17 protein-coding genes are annotated in these 16867 nt (G+C 61.4%); 6 read left to right on the forward strand and 11 right to left on the reverse strand.

Going from position 1 to position 16867, the window contains the following annotated elements; genetic code table 11:
• Positions 1 to 175: 175 nt before the first annotated feature.
• The 3 genes from CH305_RS01325 to CH305_RS01335 form a co-directional block, all read right to left on the reverse strand.
• The gene (locus tag CH305_RS01325) at positions 176 to 634 is read right to left on the reverse strand and encodes a lipocalin-like domain-containing protein (protein ID WP_094702191.1); all 459 of its coding nucleotides are present in this window, start codon (positions 632 to 634) and stop codon (positions 176 to 178) included.
• Positions 635 to 796: 162 nt separating this feature from the next.
• Positions 797 to 2062, reverse strand: coding sequence for a cell wall metabolism sensor histidine kinase WalK (locus CH305_RS01330; protein WP_094702193.1), 1266 nt, complete (start codon positions 2060 to 2062; stop codon positions 797 to 799).
• Positions 2059 to 2751, reverse strand: coding sequence for a response regulator transcription factor (locus tag CH305_RS01335; RefSeq protein ID WP_094702195.1), 693 nt, complete (start codon positions 2749 to 2751; stop codon positions 2059 to 2061). The genes CH305_RS01330 and CH305_RS01335 overlap by 4 nt, the downstream gene beginning before the upstream one ends.
• A gap of 142 nt (positions 2752 to 2893) precedes the next feature.
• Between CH305_RS01335 and CH305_RS01340 the strand changes: the two genes are divergently transcribed.
• Genes CH305_RS01340 through CH305_RS01360 form a run of 5 tightly spaced genes read left to right on the forward strand, consistent with a single transcriptional unit; the run spans position 2894 to position 6878 of the window.
• Positions 2894 to 3112, forward strand: coding sequence for a hypothetical protein (locus CH305_RS01340; RefSeq protein ID WP_094702197.1), 219 nt, complete (start codon positions 2894 to 2896; stop codon positions 3110 to 3112).
• Positions 3109 to 4116, forward strand: coding sequence for a MoxR family ATPase (locus tag CH305_RS01345; RefSeq protein ID WP_306436909.1), 1008 nt, complete (start codon positions 3109 to 3111; stop codon positions 4114 to 4116). The genes CH305_RS01340 and CH305_RS01345 overlap by 4 nt, the downstream gene beginning before the upstream one ends.
• A complete protein-coding gene (locus CH305_RS01350; protein ID WP_094702201.1) occupies positions 4113 to 5000 on the forward strand; it encodes a DUF58 domain-containing protein in 888 nt (295 codons plus the stop codon). The genes CH305_RS01345 and CH305_RS01350 overlap by 4 nt, the downstream gene beginning before the upstream one ends.
• Positions 4997 to 5965 carry a VWA domain-containing protein gene (locus tag CH305_RS01355; protein WP_094702203.1) on the forward strand — a complete coding sequence of 323 codons (969 nt, stop codon included), beginning with the start codon at positions 4997 to 4999 and terminating at the stop codon, positions 5963 to 5965. The genes CH305_RS01350 and CH305_RS01355 overlap by 4 nt, the downstream gene beginning before the upstream one ends.
• Positions 5966 to 6008: 43 nt before the next feature.
• Positions 6009 to 6878 (forward strand): S1C family serine protease, encoded by an 870-nt coding sequence (locus tag CH305_RS01360; protein WP_218828560.1) that lies wholly within the window; start codon positions 6009 to 6011, stop codon positions 6876 to 6878.
• Position 6879: 1 nt separating this feature from the next.
• On the opposite strand, the gene CH305_RS01365 is transcribed toward CH305_RS01360, so the two are convergent.
• From CH305_RS01365 to CH305_RS01400, 7 genes are all read right to left on the reverse strand, one after another.
• Entirely contained in the window at positions 6880 to 7281 is a 402-nt protein-coding gene (locus CH305_RS01365; RefSeq protein WP_094702207.1) for a cupin domain-containing protein, read from the reverse strand.
• 44 nt (positions 7282 to 7325) lie between these two features.
• Positions 7326 to 7673 (reverse strand): carboxymuconolactone decarboxylase family protein, encoded by a 348-nt coding sequence (locus CH305_RS01370; protein ID WP_094702209.1) that lies wholly within the window; start codon positions 7671 to 7673, stop codon positions 7326 to 7328.
• Positions 7674 to 7856: 183 nt separating this feature from the next.
• Positions 7857 to 8885, reverse strand: a complete 1029-nt coding sequence (locus CH305_RS01375; RefSeq protein ID WP_094702377.1) for a zinc-binding dehydrogenase — start codon at positions 8883 to 8885, stop codon at positions 7857 to 7859.
• A 28-nt stretch (positions 8886 to 8913) separates the two neighbouring features.
• Positions 8914 to 10353 carry an MFS transporter gene (locus CH305_RS01380; protein WP_094702211.1) on the reverse strand — a complete coding sequence of 480 codons (1440 nt, stop codon included), beginning with the start codon at positions 10351 to 10353 and terminating at the stop codon, positions 8914 to 8916.
• Positions 10354 to 11105: 752 nt separating this feature from the next.
• Positions 11106 to 11957 carry a class II fructose-bisphosphate aldolase gene (locus tag CH305_RS01390; RefSeq protein ID WP_094702215.1) on the reverse strand — a complete coding sequence of 284 codons (852 nt, stop codon included), beginning with the start codon at positions 11955 to 11957 and terminating at the stop codon, positions 11106 to 11108.
• A 76-nt stretch (positions 11958 to 12033) separates the two neighbouring features.
• A complete protein-coding gene (locus tag CH305_RS01395) occupies positions 12034 to 13575 on the reverse strand; it encodes a four-carbon acid sugar kinase family protein (protein ID WP_218828561.1) in 1542 nt (513 codons plus the stop codon).
• Between the two features lie 43 nt (positions 13576 to 13618).
• The gene (locus tag CH305_RS01400) at positions 13619 to 14296 is read right to left on the reverse strand and encodes an aspartate/glutamate racemase family protein (RefSeq protein ID WP_094657889.1); all 678 of its coding nucleotides are present in this window, start codon (positions 14294 to 14296) and stop codon (positions 13619 to 13621) included.
• A 534-nt stretch (positions 14297 to 14830) separates the two neighbouring features.
• On the opposite strand from CH305_RS01400, the gene CH305_RS01405 reads away from it, so the two are divergent.
• Positions 14831 to 16075: an MFS transporter gene (locus CH305_RS01405; protein ID WP_094702217.1), complete on the forward strand. Its 1245-nt coding sequence runs from the start codon at positions 14831 to 14833 to the stop codon at positions 16073 to 16075.
• 27 nt (positions 16076 to 16102) lie between these two features.
• On the opposite strand, the gene CH305_RS01410 is transcribed toward CH305_RS01405, so the two are convergent.
• Positions 16103 to 16861 (reverse strand): SDR family NAD(P)-dependent oxidoreductase, encoded by a 759-nt coding sequence (locus CH305_RS01410; protein ID WP_218828562.1) that lies wholly within the window; start codon positions 16859 to 16861, stop codon positions 16103 to 16105.
• Positions 16862 to 16867 lie beyond the last annotated feature (6 nt).

Below are 16867 nucleotides of genomic sequence, written 5' to 3' on the forward strand. Positions count from 1 at the left end.
TCGCTGGTCGTCGCGGTATCCGCGGTCCGTGGCGGGGCAGAAGCTTCCGATGGTGCAACGTCAGGGGCATCGGCTCCCCCGGAGCAGGACGCAAGTGCAAGGACGCACATCAGTCCGACCGCGGACGACGCCCCGCGCATTCTCGACCGGACCCTGGTTGTCGTGCCCGTCTCGCTCACGCGCTGGAGTGACGTTCGTAGGTCACACGAAACCCGTCGGCCGGATCACTCGGCGTCAGGACCAACGTGTCGCCATCGACCTCGTAGTTTCGATCGAGGGTCTGCCCGATCAAATCGCGTGCCAACGCCGATTCGACTGTGATGGTGAATGTTCCGGCATCCGGATCGGTGGTCAGGTCGCCGTAGAACGCCTCGTATCCCTGCACCGTCAGAGCCGTGTCGGGTGCCTCGGTGTCCGGATTCATGGCCTGAACGGACACGGTGTCGCCGGTGAAGGTGATCTGTCCCGAGTACGGAACCGGCTGCAGGTCACCTTCGGTGCCGACCTCGAGCGAGGTCATGCGCCACTCTCCGGTCAGAGGGTCGCTACCCGCACCGTCCGCGCTCTGTGAACACGCGACGATCGAACCCAGCAACCCCAATGTGACGGCCCCGGTGAGTATTTGCTTCTTCATTGTTCCTACCTCAAGTGTGAGAAAAATTGTCCCTACAAACGGTAGGTGCACAAATCGGACAATGGGAGTCCCTGCCAGGGCACCTATCGCGATCCTCGGGCCGTCCGCGTACCGACCGATCAGTCTGTGGAGGCAACCGAACGGGACATTCGAGCGTCGGCCTCACCGGTCCGGTGCGGGCAATGGATTGACATCTGGCGGCATCGGACCACGATCGCCGGCACCGGCGACCGCCCGGTCCGGCAACCAGATGACGAACGTGCTTCCCACACCCAACCTACTGAACAGGGCCAGCCGGCCTTCGTGACTCTCCACGATCTGCCGGGCAATGGTCAATCCGAGGCCACTGCCCCGGCGTCGGCCCTCGTTGCTCTCGACGCCGCCGACGCCCTCGCCCACTCCGCCTTGTCGGAACCGCTCGAACACCACTTCTCGGTCGGAATCGGCTATGCCTGGTCCGGCATCGCGCACTGCGATCCACGCCCAACCACTGTGGCTCCCAACGCCAACCGTCACAGAAGATTCATCGGGGGCGAACCTGATCGCGTTGGACAGTAGGTTGCCCAGTGCGCGCCCGAGCGACTCCGGTTCCGCGTAGACGACCGGTCCGGTGGTCGCTCGAACCACCAATTCCAACGCGCGCTCCTCGGCGGGAAATCGGTACTCCTCGGCAGCATCCGCGGCAATACTTGCAAGGTCCAACTCGCGTTCGACGAAGGCACCGGAACGGCGGCGCGCCGTGGCCAGCAAATCCTCGAGTAATCGAGACATCCGCGCCGTTGCCCGTGACACGATCACCATCGCGTCCGCCCTTTCGGCAGGCGTCGAGTCCTCGTTCGCGAGAACAGCTTCGACATTTGCCTGCAGAACAGCTACCGGATTGCGCAGTTCGTGGCTGACGTCCTCCACGAGAGTCCTCTCCGTCCGAAACGCTGTTTCGAGACGCTCGAGCATTCCATCCATTGTGTCGGCCAGAGCACGTAGCTCGTCGCGCGGGCCGGTCGCGTTGATTCGCCTCGACAGATCGCTACCACTGATTTCGCGAGCCGTCGCGGTGATACGTTCGATCGGGCGCAGCACTCGCCCGGCTACGTACCAGCCGATGACAAGAGACAGCACGAAGATCGACACCAAAGCGATCAGCGAAGCGCTGTGCAAGGTGTCGAGGGTGTTCTGGTTGACCGCTCGTTGCACGCTTGCCAGATCGGCCGCCTGAAATTGCTCCCCCTGCCGGTATTCGATCGTCCCATCGGCGCTTTGAACGAACTTCTTGACGGTGACCGGATCCAGCGGGGCTGCCTCTACCGTGCTGGACAACGTGACATAGACCGCGGTCAGTAGAGCTGCTGTGACAAAAAACAGCAACGCGGAAGTGTTCAGCGCCAATCGCACTCGGATGGTCCGGAACCGCTCCGGAATCGAGATCATGCTGTGTTCCGAAGTCGATACCCTCTTCCGATCATCGTCTCGAGCACAGGCGGCTCGGACCCGACGGTCAATTTGCGCCGTAGAGTTCCCACCGTGACACGCACGGTCTGGGTGAACGGATCGGCATTCTCGTCCCAGACATGAGTCAGCAACTCTTCGGCGGACACCAGGTGATCGGGCTTGCTCATGAGATACCGGAGCACCGCGAACTCCTTGAGCGTCAACGACACTTCACGGTCACCGCGCCGAACGATGTGTCGAGCCGAATCGAGAGTGATCTCACCGACCCGAGCGACGACGGACGGGCTGATCACTTCCCGCCGCAGCAATGCCCGTATGCGTGCCGAAAGCTCCATCAGAGCAAATGGTTTGACCACGTAGTCGTCGGCACCTACGTCGAGACCGCGCACCCGATCAGGTAGCCCGCCCCTGGCCGTGAGCATGAGTACTCGAAGATCGGTACCCGATTCGCAGACGAGTGAACCATCTCGCACCTGCTGGGCGAGAGCAAAACCGTCACCATCGGGCAAGTTGACGTCGAGCAGCATCAAGTCATAGGCGTTCGTGACCAATTTCAGGCCGGCATCCGCGCACGTGTACGAGACGTCGACCGCATACCCCTCCCGCCGAAGTCCGATTTCGAGCGCGCTCACCAAACCTTCTTCGTCCTCGACGATCAATAAGCGCATATCCAGAAGATACCGCCGGCCCAGGCCGAAATCGAATGGTCTTTCGCTCGATTTTCGTCTGCGTTGCCGATGATTTTCGTATCGCGGTGGTGAACTGTCACCACTCTCGACGCTGCACCACGAACAATTCGAGGAGATAGCAATGACCCCGGAATACACAGAGACCCCGCGCCGGACCGTGAGGTACGGAGTCCTCGCAGCGGCCATTGTCGCCTGCTTCGCCTCCGCCGGTACTGCCTTCGCCGACACCACCGACGAACCCGAGGTTACGTACGGAGTCGTCGTCGACTCGGCGGGAAACGACATCACCGAATCGAACACGCCCATCGAACAATGCAACGGAACGGACGAACGACGGTGAACAACATTCATGCAGCTCCCGGAGCCAGGCTCGAACAGGCGCTATTCGAAGTCAAACGCGTTGTCGTCGGACAAGATCCGATGGTCGAGCGAATGCTCGTGGGGCTGTTGGCCCGCGGACACATTCTCGTCGAAGGAGTTCCCGGTGTTGCCAAGACCCTCGCCGTGCGGACAATCGCGGACGTGTTCGGCGGTACATTCCGACGCCTCCAATTCACTCCAGACCTGATGCCCGGCGATATCGTGGGTACCCGGGTGTGGCGGCCGTCGACCGAAACTTTCGACACGGAGCTCGGACCTATCTTCGGCAACCTCGTGCTCGCGGACGAAATCAACAGAGCGCCCGCGAAGGTCCAATCAGCGTTGCTCGAAGCGATGGCGGAAAAGCAGGTCAGTATCGGTGGACGGACCTTCGAGCTCCCCGATCCGTTCTTGGTACTCGCCACTCAGAATCCCATCGAGACCGACGGCGTGTATCGGCTTCCCGAGGCGCAGCGTGATCGATTTCTCTTGAAAATCGATGTGTCGCATCCGACGGAGGTCGAGGAGATGGCCATCGTCCGACAGATGGGGACTTCACAGCCGAGGGCGAAGAACCTGTTCACCCCCGAAGAGGTGGTAGCGCTGCAGGACGCGGCAACCGATGTGTTCGTCCATCACGCGATCGAGCACTACGCAGTGCGTCTCGTGATGGCTACACGGTCGCCGAGCCACTACCGTGTCCCCGAGATCGCCGGCGCTCTCGAGTACGGAGTGAGTTCCCGCGGAACGCTAGGACTGGTCGCAGCGTCTCGAGCGCTGGCGCTGCTGCGAGGCCGTGACTACGTCCTGCCTGTCGATGTGGCGGATCTGGCACCCGATGTCCTGGCCCACCGACTGGTTCTGACCTTCGACGCCGCTGCGGAGAATGTGGATGCGCGGTCCTTGATCGAGACTGTCGTTCGGACGATCGTCCCGCCGCGACTTGCACCGCACGAGAGCGATGCCGAGCGGGTGTCTGCATGAGGACCAGCAACTTTCAGTCTCTGGAATTACAGATTCGTCGGCGTGTGTCCGGTCTTCTGCACGGTGATCACGACGGTTTTCGGCTCGGTCCCGGCAGCGAAGCAGAGGAGATCACTCGCTACCACCCAGGGGACGACGTTCGCAGAATCGATTGGAACGTCACAGCGCGTAGCCAGGAACCGTACGTGTGGCGCACACGAGCCGAGCACGAACTCGAGTCGTGGGTGCTCGTCGACGAGACCCCCAGCATGGCATTCGGATCTGCGAAGACGGAGAAAGTCGATCTCGCACGGCTTGTCGCTGCGGCTTTCGGACTTCTTACCGATGCTCCGGGAAATCGAGTGGGAATCGCACGGGTCACAGTCGACGGCGTGGCCTACTCACGCCCGAGGGCTTCCCGCAAGGCGGCCCATCACACGATGGATACATCGGTGACTGCCTCACGTGACGGTATCGCAGCGCTCGATCTCGCGTCTGCGCTCGGTGAGCTGAACCGACGGGCACGCCGACCCGGCTTACGAATCATCTTGTCGGACATGATGGCTCCCGACGGACGCGTGGAACGCCCATTCGTCTGGGAGCCGAATTTGCGGCGGATGGCGGCCTGTCACCAAGTGATCGTCGTCGAGGTCATCGACCCTCGCGATCTCACGCTGCCCGACGTCGGTTCCGTCGTGTTCGTCGACCCCGAATCCGGCCGTCGACGCGAAATCTGGACCTCGGACCGCAAGACACGCGAGCTGTACAAGCAGCAAGCCATTGCGTTTCGCGCGGACGTCGCGGCTGCGGTGAAAGCTGCTGGGTCCGGACATCTGGTCCTGCACACCGATCGTGACTGGTTGCTCGACCTGTCGCGTTTCGTCCACGAGTGGAATCGATCATGAATTTTCTCACCCCGTGGGGCTTGTTGCTGTTGATCCCGGTGGCCATCATCGCGATCACGTATCTGCTGACCCTTCGCCGCCGCAGCAAATACGCCGTGCGGTTCGCAGCCCTTCCGATGCTCGACCGCATAGTCCCCGAACGACCCGCGTGGCGACGCCACGTTCCGGCCGCGGCTCTCTTGCTCGCATTCGTCACTCTCGGCCTGGCGGCGGCGAGACCCGAAGTGGCGGTTCAGGTTCCGCGAGAGCGCGCCACGGTGATCATCGCGATCGACACGTCGGCGTCGATGCAGGCCACGGACGTCGCGCCCAGCCGCATGGCGGCTGCGGTCGCTGCTGCATCCGATTTCATCGACGATCTCCCCAACAGTTTCGATGTCGGAGTAGTCGCGTTCTCCGGTTCCGCCGCCGTCATCGCGCCACCCAACACCGACCATGCGGCCGCCATAGCGAGCCTCCAGAATCTGCTGGTGTCGAGTTCGACAGCTCTGGGCGAGGCTGTCTTCACCTCCCTCGACGCCATCGCCTCGGTCGACGACGTTCCGGTCGACCCGAGGGCCGAGCAACCAGCCGAGTCGGTTCCCGCACGAATCGTGCTGCTCTCCGATGGGTCCAATACAGCGGGAAGACCTCCGGCCGAGGCCGCGCAGGCCAGCTCCGACAACGCGGTTCCTGTCTCGACTATCGCGTACGGAACACCGAACGGCATGTTGGACAACGCTTTCGGTGGAATGCCGGTACCAGTCGACACGGAGACCCTGAGCGGGTTGGCAGAGCAAACCGGTGGACTCGCGTACACCGCCCAGAGCAGCGACGAACTTGAGGACGTCTACCGCGACATCGGAGCGTCCATCGGTTATCGAACCGAGTACCGAGAGATAACCATGTGGCTCATGGTCCTGGGACTGTCGTCAGCGCTCGCCGCCGCAGCCATGTCGATGCGATGGTTCGCCCGGATGCTCTGACGCTCGACCGACAACAGCCATTCGACGAACCGACAGGGACATTGTGATCGATCGACCAGTCCACCGCTTCCGCCCGGAGTTCATCGCTCCTGATGTTCGGCCGACGCCTGCAACGGCACCGCATCCGTCGGTGCCCCAATTCACCGAACCCGACTTTCCTCCGCCGCGAGCCTTCGAACGCCCGCGTAACGGCACCTGGCGCTTGGTTGTCGGGTGCCTGCTGATCAGCGCTGCGACAGGCGTGGCAACGGCCTACACAATCGACACGACCACTGTGTTCCAGGCCAGGACCGGGCTGACCCAGTCAGCGGCTACGCCGGGGACAACGACCGCCGAAACCGCTGCTGCCCAAGTACTCCCGAGTGTGGTGCAGGTGGTGGCGGGTCGATCGACCGGCTCGGGCTTCGCAATCGACGGTGCCGGCCATATCGTCACCAACCATCACGTCATCGACGGCCAGTCCGCGATCAGCATTCGGCTCGCCAGCGGTGATCGTGTGCGCGCCACTGTCGTGGGAAGCGATCCGGCCAATGACATCGCGGTGCTGCGGGTGGATGGTCCGCCGCCGCCGATCGTGCAACTCGGCACCAGTGCGCCCCTGCAGATCGGGCAACCCGTCCTCGCTGTAGGTTCGCCACTCGGGTTGAGCGGCACCGTGACTGCGGGAATCATCAGTGCACTCGATCGGCAGTCACGTGGAAGCGCCGGAGGTGGTCCGATGATTCAGACCGACGCTTCGATCAATCCCGGTAACTCCGGTGGACCGCTCGTCAACTTGGACGGGCAGGTCATCGGCGTGAACACGCTCATCGCGACGCTGGGCGGGGAAGGGTCCGGCAATATCGGCATCGGTTTCTCGGTGCCGATCGACCGGGTGGTGCAGGTGGCCGAGCGATTGATTGCCTCCGAGTAGCTCAGCGGCCCTCGTACTGGTCGTCGGTGATGTGTTCGGCCCAGGTCGTCGTCGTGGCGGGATCTTCGCCGTTCTGAAGCATGGCGATATGCTCCATGAACACGCCCGGGGCTGCAGCGTGCCAGTGCTCTTCACCGGGAGGGGTGTACAGAGTCTGCCCGGGGTGCACCTCGATGATGGTGCCGTCTCGGCTTCCGAATCGGGCAATTCCTTGCGTAACGCGCAGGTATTGGCCGTTCTCGTGGGAGTGCCATGCCGTGCGGGCTCCTGGGGCGAAACGAACCGTCGCGACGACCATGGTCTGACTCGACTCGTGCGGGAGCGCGATCGGATCCAGCCAGACATCACCGGCGAACTGGGCTGCGGGGTTCTTCGTGGTGGAAACGGGGGGTTCGATATTCACAATTCTACCTTCTATCGATCGGTTCAGCCCAATGCATTTGCAGCTCAGCCTTTTTCGGTACCTGCCTGGTCGTCGAACAACTTCTTCGCAACACCCATCGCCGCCATCCCCTTGGGCCAGCCCGCGTACAGCATGACGTGCGTGATCGCCTCGATGAGCTCGTCCTGCGTCACGCCGTTCTCGATGGCGCGGCCGAGGTGGAACCCGAGCTGCTCGGTGTCACCGCCGGCCGTGAGCACCGCTACCGTGAGGAGGCTTCGGTCACGTGCGGCGAGTTCGGTCCTGTTCCAGACGTCGGCAAAGAGCACGTCGTCGGTGAGTTCGGCGAGCTTCGGGGCGAATTCTCCGAATATCGCCCGCCCACCTCCTACTTGCTTGGGTTGGTCTGTCACGGCGTTCCTTCCTGGTCGATGTCACCAGCATGGCGCGAAAGGCCCGAGGAGGGAAGGCACTGCCGAGGAGCGCACCGACAGGGCACCGTTCATTGCCGCGCCTAACGATACGGACCCGTCAGGCTTCCGCGAATTTTGGCCGGCGCTCTCGAACGACCCCTGCTGCCGATCGACCGAGCTACGTCAATCGAAGACGAAGACACCCTTCCCGATCTCACGTCGATCGAACAGGTCGTACGCGCGTTCGGCATCCGAGATGCGGAACTCGTCGGTGAACAGTGCCTCGATGTCGAGGCCACGCTCTGCAACGAACGATGCGCATTCCTCTTGGAGATTCTTGCTGAACGTGAGCGAGCCCACGATCGTCTTGTGAAGGTGAATCAGTTCGTCACTGCTGATCTCCAACGGTCCGAATACACCTACCATGCACGCAGTCCCCCACTGCCGAATCGACCGAACAGCGTCTTGGCGCACGAGTGCGTTGGCGCTGCACTCGATCGACTTGTCGGCACCTTCGCCGGTGCTGCTCAGCGCTCGAACGGCGTCGACAGCATCCACCTCGGCGGGGTCGACGACGAAATCGGCACCGAAAGACTTTGCCATTTCGAGCCGTGCAGGATCGATGTCGACCGCGATGACGCGAGCTCCGAACGCTTTGGCCAGCAGGGTCGCACTCAATCCGACCGGCCCTTGCCCGAAGATCGCGACCGTGTCCGTAGCGGTCAGACCGATCCTTTTGATCGCCGCGAACGCGGTACCCGTTCCGCACGAGATTGCAGCTCCGGTCTTGAAAGACAGAGAATCGGGCAGTTTGATCAGCGTGTGCGCAGGGACCTTCATGAAGTCAGCATGTCCGCCGTCACCGTTGAGACCCCCGTACACGACGCGGCCGTTCGGGCAGTACTGCGTCCAGCCCGAGCGGCAGTACCGACATGCGCGGCAACCGTCGTAGTGATGAACCATGACCCGATCCCCCACCTGTGCCTCGGCGGGTCGAACCGTAGTTCCGACCGACTCGACAACGCCGCTCGGCTCATGACCTTCGATCACCTGTGCGTCGTCGGCCCGCAGCGGACTGTGCAGGTGATGCAGGTCGCTCCCACACATCCCGGAAGCTTTGACGCGAATCACGACCTCATCCGGTCCCGGCACCGGATCCGGGACCCGCCGAACCTCGATCTTGTTCTCGCCGAGAAAAATTACAGCATCCATTTCGTGGCTTTCCTGTGTGGTCGAGGGTTCAGCGACCGGTCCGAGTGGGTCCGACCGGTGCGTCGGCATCCTTCATGGGTCGAGAGTCGGCTTCTCGACCATCTCCGGACTGAGCCTCCTCGGAAATCTGGCTGAGAGCCTCTCGAGAAGTATCGACACGGGCGACGGCATACATCAGGGTCGCGATCACATACAAGCCAGAGAGAGCCAGAATTACTCCGACAATTCCGAAGTGGGAGTACAACCACAGAACGATGAACGGGGAGAAAATCAAGCCCACCCGACCGACGGTCTGAGTCAGTCCCCCTCCGCGGAATCTGAAGGCAGTGGGGAAGAATTCGGGCACGGTACCCAGACACATCGTCAAGAACGATGCGGCCATGGCCACCAGGATGAACCCGATGACGACAATCAGGGCAGGCTCCTGCATAAAGGGATAGATTGCCGCGAATATCGCCGCAAGCGTTCCGAACATCACGATGCTGGTTCGACGACCGATGCGGTCTGCGATCAGAACGCACAGCAACGGCCCGACCACATACCCGGACATGATCGCGGCGTTGAAGCCCAGGGATCGAGACACGGTCAACCCCTGCTCGACGAAGAACGTGGGCATCCAACCAGTAATCACGTTGGAACCGAACAGACAAATGACAGTGAGGAACAACGCCATTGCCGTCCGAGCGATCACCGGACGGGAGAACAACACCGTGATCGGCACCCACTCTGTCTTCTCGCTGGCCGAGGTCGACGCGGTGTCGGAGCTCGACGGTGAGTAGGTCAGGGTGTTCGGGGTGCCGTTCTGCCTCTCGATCTCCTGCATTACCGCTTCGGCTTCCTCGTACCGTCCGCGTGACTCCAACCAACGCGGCGACTCCGGCATCGAACGGCGCAGCCACCACGCAACGAGCGCACCGACGCCCCCGATCACGAACATCGCGCGCCACGAGAATGTAGGAATCACCAACCAACCCAAGACAGCGGACACCGTCACCCCCAGTCCGCCGAAGAAGCCGAGGATGCCCAAATACCGACCACGGCGAGCACGCGGAATGAATTCGGTGATCATGCCGTAGCAGATGACGTATTCGGCGCCCATTCCGATACTCATGAGAAAGCGCAGAGCAATGAGAATTTCCATGTTGGGTGCCAACGCGGCGCACAACGCCAACACCGCGAACAACCCCAGGTTGAACTGAAATGCGAAGCCTCGGCCGACGCGGTCACTGAGCCAACCCGCAAACGCTGCCCCGATTGCCAGTCCCGCGAAGGTGAACGACAGAAACAGCGAATTCAGTTCCAGCGTCGAAAAGCCGGTAGGCAGCATCGAGGCAAGAACCGCAGCAGAAAGCTTGTTGTCGAACGCATCCCAGAACATTCCGAGCCCAACCAGAATGATCAGGCGCCGATGGAACTTTCCCATCGGCAAGTTGTCGAGTCGCCTGCCCGCATCGATGTGTGTGCTCACTGCCCCGCTCCCCTCGACACCGGGTCGGTATCGAGACCGAGGAGGCGTACACCTCGCATGCATTGATCGACCGGACACCTTCGAAGTCGAGATTTCACAGCAACATACCTTTGGTTGGTTTTCGTATGACGTCGGGCGCAACCGCCGATCACCAGGTGGCCTCTGCCGACTCGTTCAGGAATCCCATCCCGCAGCCCGAATCCTGTCGGGGAGAGTGAAGTCGATCGAACACCTTCGATCTTCGTCGCCTCGTTCCCAATCGAACCCCGCCGAGAACAGGTCGGCCGCGAAGCGCTCCCAACGGTTACCACCTTTGTGCCGATACCGTTGACGGAGACCGGCGCGATGCGGCGCATGGTCGACTGCACTATTACTGGTCCTCCATGTCGCGTAGATCACGTTGGGCTCGTTGACCATTAAGTCGTCACAGCCCGCTCACGTCCAATACCGAAAGCCGATTCGGCTTATAGATCCGAGCGATACGTGCCGACGGACTGCTGGTCGATGGCGGTGCCGAACGCAGCGGATGCGTTTCGCATCCTCGAATTTCGGTCGGCCACAGCGCCAGTCGCCATGCTCGAGCTGAGCCTTCTCGACGATGCGAACGCCCACCGACCGAACGCGGATGTACTCCCATGACATACATGTCACCAAGCAGGAGGGTGTCCACGACAGATGTTCAGCTGCAGTGCTATTCGAGGGCCGACTGCCGTTCTTCGAGAGACTGCTCGGTGCCGACGCCTCTGCGGGATTCAGCGGGTCAGAGTGTCCAGGGTCGCGACGGCGAATGCCTGGGCGGCGTGATCCCACTGCCCCAGCAAACCGAGCAGGTTCTCCCCGTCCGCACGATACGACGGCAACTCACGTTCCAGAACCTCCAGAACGCCAGTTCGCAGCTCCGTGTTGAAGTTGATTTTGCCAACGTTCATCGTTGTCGCCCTGACCAGATCGTCTGCGGGGATTCCCGACGCCCCGTGCAAGACGAGTGGTATCGAGGTGCGAGAAGCGACGTTGCGTAGAACGTCCCATCTCAACTGTGGATCGCCGCTGTATCGGCCGTGAACGTTGCCCACTGCAACGGCGAGTAGCTGAGCACCGGTCCGATCCACGAAGTCCGCGACCAACTCCGGATCAGTGAGGCGGGCATCGGACGCCTCGGTGCCGGACGCGACGTGAGCACGGTCCTCGTCGCCGGCGAGGCCACCCAACTCTGCCTCCATCACGATGTTGGGGCCGATGAGCTCGCGTGCCGCTCGAACCAACGCAATGTTGTCCTCGTACGACAGCGAAGAACCGTCTACAAGAACGGAATCGGCTCCCGCCGCCACGGCGGAGGCGATCATCTCCAAGTCTCCTGCGTGGTCCAATTGTATTGCGACGGGAACGCCTGCTCCGTCTGCGAGACCTCGAAGCGCCGTTATCAGCCGGCGACCGTGCTCGGTCGCTGCCGATTTGGGGGCGACCAACAACGTCGTTCCGCAGCCGGAGGCCTCCGCGGCGGCAACAACGGCGAGCGCCGTCGTGAAGTCGTAACAGGTGAAGGCCGGCACAGCCGACCCATGCGTCAGGCTTGTGCAAACCAGATCATCGAGTCGAGTACGCATCAGAGGACGCCTTCCCAAGTCCCGGCAATCGAACCCAGTTGTAGACCTACCCGTAGTTTCGTTCCGCGATACGTGCTCACGCTCGCCCCCCGACTTCTTGGTGGAACTTGCTACTCAGCTTTCGAGTGACATCGACCAATGACAGATCGTCGCCGACGTTGCCAGGGAAGACGACGTACGGGATACCCCGGCCGGGCCCCTCGGCTGGCTCCCACAACGAGACAATGCCGGGCAGCATCGGCCCACGAACGATCGCGTGGCGGATCTCCATCCCGTGTGCAGCAACGTCGGAGGATGTAATGCCTCCTTTGGCGATGACAAATCGAGGTGGAAAGGCTTCGAGGGTCCGCTTCACCACAGCAACCACCGCCGCCGAGACGGTACGAGCTATTTCCAAACTCGACGACGCGTCGTCGGTCTTGACGAGCGATCGACAGGTGTGGACGATGACATCGCTGCCCTGCAGGCCATCGACAACATCGGCGACGATAGCGTCCACATAAGGATTGTCGAGCGCTTGGCGACCGGCAAGCAGTAGTTGCTCGACATCGATTTCGATGACACGAGCCGAGCCATGAGCCGCTGTGAGGGCGTTGAGCTGACGTGTGGTGATCGCGACATGCGAGCCCACCACGATCAATCCGCCAGCGTCGGCGGAAGTGCTGCCCGCGTAGACATCGTCCGAAACCAGTGCGGCACGAATCTCTTGGCCGATGCGTGCACGGACGAACGGCGGGCCGACTCGGTAGAGCAACTTCTTCCCGCGGCGTTCGGATTCCAGCAGTCCCAACGCCAGCGCTCGAAGGTCGTTCTCGGTGACGACGTCTGCGACGATCGGAGTCGAGTTCGTTGCAGGCTCGATTGCATCGGCGATAGCTTTGGCCGAGATGAGCGGGTCCTGCGCTGCCGCACCCGCTCGAATCACATTCAGATCCAGAACGATCACGGACTGTGAGGGAAGTCGACCGTCCGACTTCTCTTCGATGTACTCGGGCAACGACGAGTGGACGAAGCCGAAGCTGGCATCGTTGGCGAACTCCGTTTCCCCTACGGGGATCAGTTTTCCGGTCTCGGTGCCCGAAGCGCGCATGTAATGAACTCCACCGATGGTTACCCGCCCTGCGTCGGGAAACGCGGGTACCACCACAACGCCATCGGTGCCATCACCGGTCACTGCGGCTACGGTTGCGGCAATGACGTCGGGCTCGAGCGGAAAATGTCCACGCAGGGTCGAATCACCCCGACTGACGAACGACAGAGTCAAATCTCCACCGACGGTGGCCGCTGCTGTCAGCGCGTTTCGTACCGCCTCCTCGTTCCGAGCAGCGGCCTCAGCCGGGCTCAGGCTGCGAGTGTTGGTCAGTACATAGACGGCGGGCTTGGTTCCCTCGTCTCGAATGCGATTGAAGGCCCAGTCGAAATCACTCGGTTCCCAGCTAGTGAGTACCGGTACGTCCCACACGGACTGAGTACCTGTGGGGTCATCGTCAAGAACGACCAACACGCGAGGACTATCGCCGTCGTGCGCAATGTTCTCCGACACTGTCGAGGCCGAAATAGCTACCTCGTCGGGAAAAGCTGACAACACTTCATGTTCGAGCAACACTGCGCACCCCATTGTGACGGTTAGTTCGGTTTCGAGACAGACCAACTGGAATCTGTCAGACGGCCAATTGAGAGACACGTTGAGCCAGGTAGCCAACACCCATCCGCGGACTGGACAACACCGTAACGCCGGTCTTCTCCTGCAATACCTCGGCGAGGCGGTTCATGGAAGCTTGCGCCAGGACGATCAAGTCGACCTTTTCGGCGAGGTTCGTCGCCTGCTCGATGATGAGCGCGTCGTGCTTTTCGCGGTCTCCCGCCATCAGAACCGCGAAAGCGCCTTCGCACAACCGCTGTTCGATCTCCACATCGCGGCCGATCTCGACTGCCTTCTTTTCGATCAGATCGGACGTAGGGCCCAGAGTGGTCGGCACCGTTGCCAGCACGCCGATCCGTCGACCGTCGCTGGCTGCTTGCAAAGCCATTGCCTCGTCGATCTTGACCACGGGCGTCCCGACGTTCTGCGCAGCAACGTCCAAAGCCGGGCCGAGCGAAGAGCACGCGGAAAAGATGATGTCGGCACCAGCGGCCTCTGCAGCCTGAGCAAGACGCGTCATTCGCACTTCACTGTTCGGCGAGATTCCCTGTTCACGAACAACTGTGGCCAAAACATCGGAGTCCACGAAATGCATCACCTCTGCACCGGGGATCAACTCGGCGATCAAGTCGTTGATCACAGGCTCGACGGAGACGAAAACGAAACTCGTGTGAAGAATTGCAATCTTTTTGGTCACGATATCCTCTTTCTTGGTGGCACCTGATTCTGAATCGGCGCGAAGTGGGCGAAGTGGGCGAACACTTCGTGGGACAACCTGCCATATCCACAGGTCGCGAGGCCAACACCGTGTCGCCCCCGAGCAGCGGGCCGGCCGTGACCTCACCAGAAGCGAGACCGGACCGACGGTCAACGCGCTTGCGAAGCGACAGGTCCGCGGATACGGGCGACTGCATGGGCGCAGTCCGATCGATGTTCGAGCGCGATGCCACGATTCCCTTCGCCTTGGACGTCCGGTAGGTCCACCACCATTAACAGGCATCGACTATTCGATGTCCAATATCGGTTTGTGATCAGCCATATAGCCTGCCACTATCGACTCGTGCTCTGTATCACCACACGGGTTCAGTAGGACGGCCGCGCGCGATTGCTCAATTCCTTCGCGTACAACATGTTTGACGATCGACGTAGAGTGTAGTCGACCGCCGGGGCACGGCGCGGTCCCCGATTAGCCTCACCGACGAGTATTCGACGCCCAGAGCAAGGATCGAAATTGGCATCGGCATTACGAGAACGAAATTGGACCATCCGTCTGCTTATCCTCGCCCTATCGGCTTCCATTGCAGTAAGCATCATCTATCTTCCACAAGCGCTCCTGACCGCCATGGCGGAGTCGTTCGGTGTCTCACCGTTGGTCACCGGTGCAGTGGCAACCGCGGTCCAACTCGGATATGCGATCGGAATATTCCTGTTCGTTCCACTTGCCGACCGAGCACATCCGCGTCGACACATTACGATTCAGTCGGCTGCGCTGGGAGTGGCACTGGCAGTTTGCGCCCTGATGCCCAACGTCATTGCGCTCGCGGTCAGCTTCTTCGCGGTTGGGCTGGTGGCAAATATTGCGCAGGTCCTCATTCCGGTGGTCGGTAAATTGGCTCCGGGTGACAGACGATCCAGGGCGACCGGGACCATGGTCGGCGCTCTTCTGGTCGGGGTCTTCGGAGGCCGAATCATCGCCGGCCTGCTGGTCGAATGGATCGGATGGAGGCTCGTCGTCGCCTGTTTCGCTGCGACAATCCTCTGCACCATTCCGCTGACTCGGCGAATTCTGCAGGTGCAGTGGGTAACTCCAGCGCCGGGCAAAAAGTATCGCACGCTTCTGGCAGACACTTTGAGGCTCACCACGCGCAGCCCCGAACTCATCGGGTCCTCGTGCATACAGTTTTTCGCGTTCGCGACGTTCAACATGTTCTGGACTGTCAGCGTGATACACCTGACCTCGGAGACCCACGGCTGGTCTATTGCATCCGCGGGACTATTCGGACTGGTCGGGCTCTCAGCGGTTGTCTTCACCCCACTGTTCGGTCCAATCATCGACCGATTCGGATCTCTTGCAGTGATCGGAGTGAGCCTACCGATCCTGTTGTGCGCGTGCATATCTGTCGCATTCGACTCCAATCACATCGCACTGTTTGCGGTGTCACTGTTCGTCGTGACAGCCTGCAACCAATCGCTGCAAGCGGCGAACCAGACGAGGGTGCTCTCTGCAAACGAACAGTACGAAGCGCGCGCCAACACCATGTTCATGGTCGCCGTCTTCGCGGGCGGTTCGACGGGCGCTGTCCTCGCACCTCTTGCGTACGGGCTCGGCCGCATGCCTGCCGTCGCGGTGATCGCAGCAATACTCATCGTGCTCGATATCGCAGTGTGGTCCGCGGTCCGCGCGCGTCACAAGCGACGCACCGCGGGCCCATCGAGCGATCTGGAGCTGGTCGACGAGTCGACCAGCTCCAGATAGTCCAATACAATTGGCAGGCAGCTTATTTCAGTGGAAGGACCGGCCACCATCGGTCGCTAGCGCTGAGCCTGTGACGTATGACGACTCCGAGCTGGTCAAAAAGAGAATCGACCGAGCAATTTCGATCGGCTCAGCCAATCGGCCCAGCGCATAGTTCCCAACGTTGTTTCGGTGTCCATCCGCCATCGCGGTGTCCACCATCCCGGGGCACACACTGTTGACTCGCACTGTCGGTGCAAGCTCGGCGGCAAGAACGCGGGTCAGGTTCAACACTCCGCCCTTGGAGGCGGCGTATGCGGTGTATCCGGGAGCATTGGGTAGCAAACCTTGCGCTGACGCGATGTTCACAATCGTCGCGGTCTCCTCCTTCTGCAGCCAGGGGATACAACTACGCAGAACTATGTACGCACCGGTCAAATTGACCTCCAGCACGTGCCGCCAGTCACCCGCTGTGACATCGGATGCCAAGCCGCGAAACATAATTCCAGCGGCATTGACTACACCGTCGATGCCGCCCAGCGCAGTGGCCGCCCGATCGACTACGTCCGTGACCGCCTCCTCGTCCGTGATGTCGACTGCGTAACCGGTTCCGCCGGTGAGTTCGGCAGACCGCAGTACGCCATGTTCGTCACGATCCAGTAGCGCGAGCGAAGCGCCCTCACTAGCGAAGAGCTGGGCAGTCGATTTTCCGATCCCCGACGCCGCGCCGGTCACAACAATTCTGCGCCCGAGCAGTCGTTGCCCAGGCGTCGTCAGATGAGCTTCCATGGTTTCCGAAGGCGTCATGATGCC

The sequence above is a fragment of the Rhodococcus sp. 15-649-2-2 genome, assembly GCF_002258645.1.
GTDB lineage: Bacteria > Actinomycetota > Actinomycetes > Mycobacteriales > Mycobacteriaceae > Rhodococcoides.

Bases quoted from the DNA above. Each gene is read 5' to 3' on its own strand.
- CH305_RS01325 (WP_094702191.1), bottom strand. From the start codon at position 634: ATGAAGAAGCAAATACTCACCGGGGCCGTCACATTGGGGTTGCTGGGT.
- CH305_RS01330 (WP_094702193.1), bottom strand. From the start codon at position 2,062: ATGATCTCGATTCCGGAGCGGTTCCGGACCATCCGAGTGCGATTGGCG.
- CH305_RS01335 (WP_094702195.1), bottom strand. From the start codon at position 2,751: ATGCGCTTATTGATCGTCGAGGACGAAGAAGGTTTGGTGAGCGCGCTC.
- CH305_RS01340 (WP_094702197.1), top strand. From the start codon at position 2,894: ATGACCCCGGAATACACAGAGACCCCGCGCCGGACCGTGAGGTACGGA.
- CH305_RS01350 (WP_094702201.1), top strand. From the start codon at position 4,113: ATGAGGACCAGCAACTTTCAGTCTCTGGAATTACAGATTCGTCGGCGT.
- CH305_RS01355 (WP_094702203.1), top strand. From the start codon at position 4,997: ATGAATTTTCTCACCCCGTGGGGCTTGTTGCTGTTGATCCCGGTGGCC.
- CH305_RS01375 (WP_094702377.1), bottom strand. From the start codon at position 8,885: ATGGATGCTGTAATTTTTCTCGGCGAGAACAAGATCGAGGTTCGGCGG.
- CH305_RS01390 (WP_094702215.1), bottom strand. From the start codon at position 11,957: ATGCGTACTCGACTCGATGATCTGGTTTGCACAAGCCTGACGCATGGG.
- CH305_RS01395 (WP_218828561.1), bottom strand. From the start codon at position 13,575: ATGGGGTGCGCAGTGTTGCTCGAACATGAAGTGTTGTCAGCTTTTCCC.
- CH305_RS01410 (WP_218828562.1), bottom strand. From the start codon at position 16,861: ATGACGCCTTCGGAAACCATGGAAGCTCATCTGACGACGCCTGGGCAA.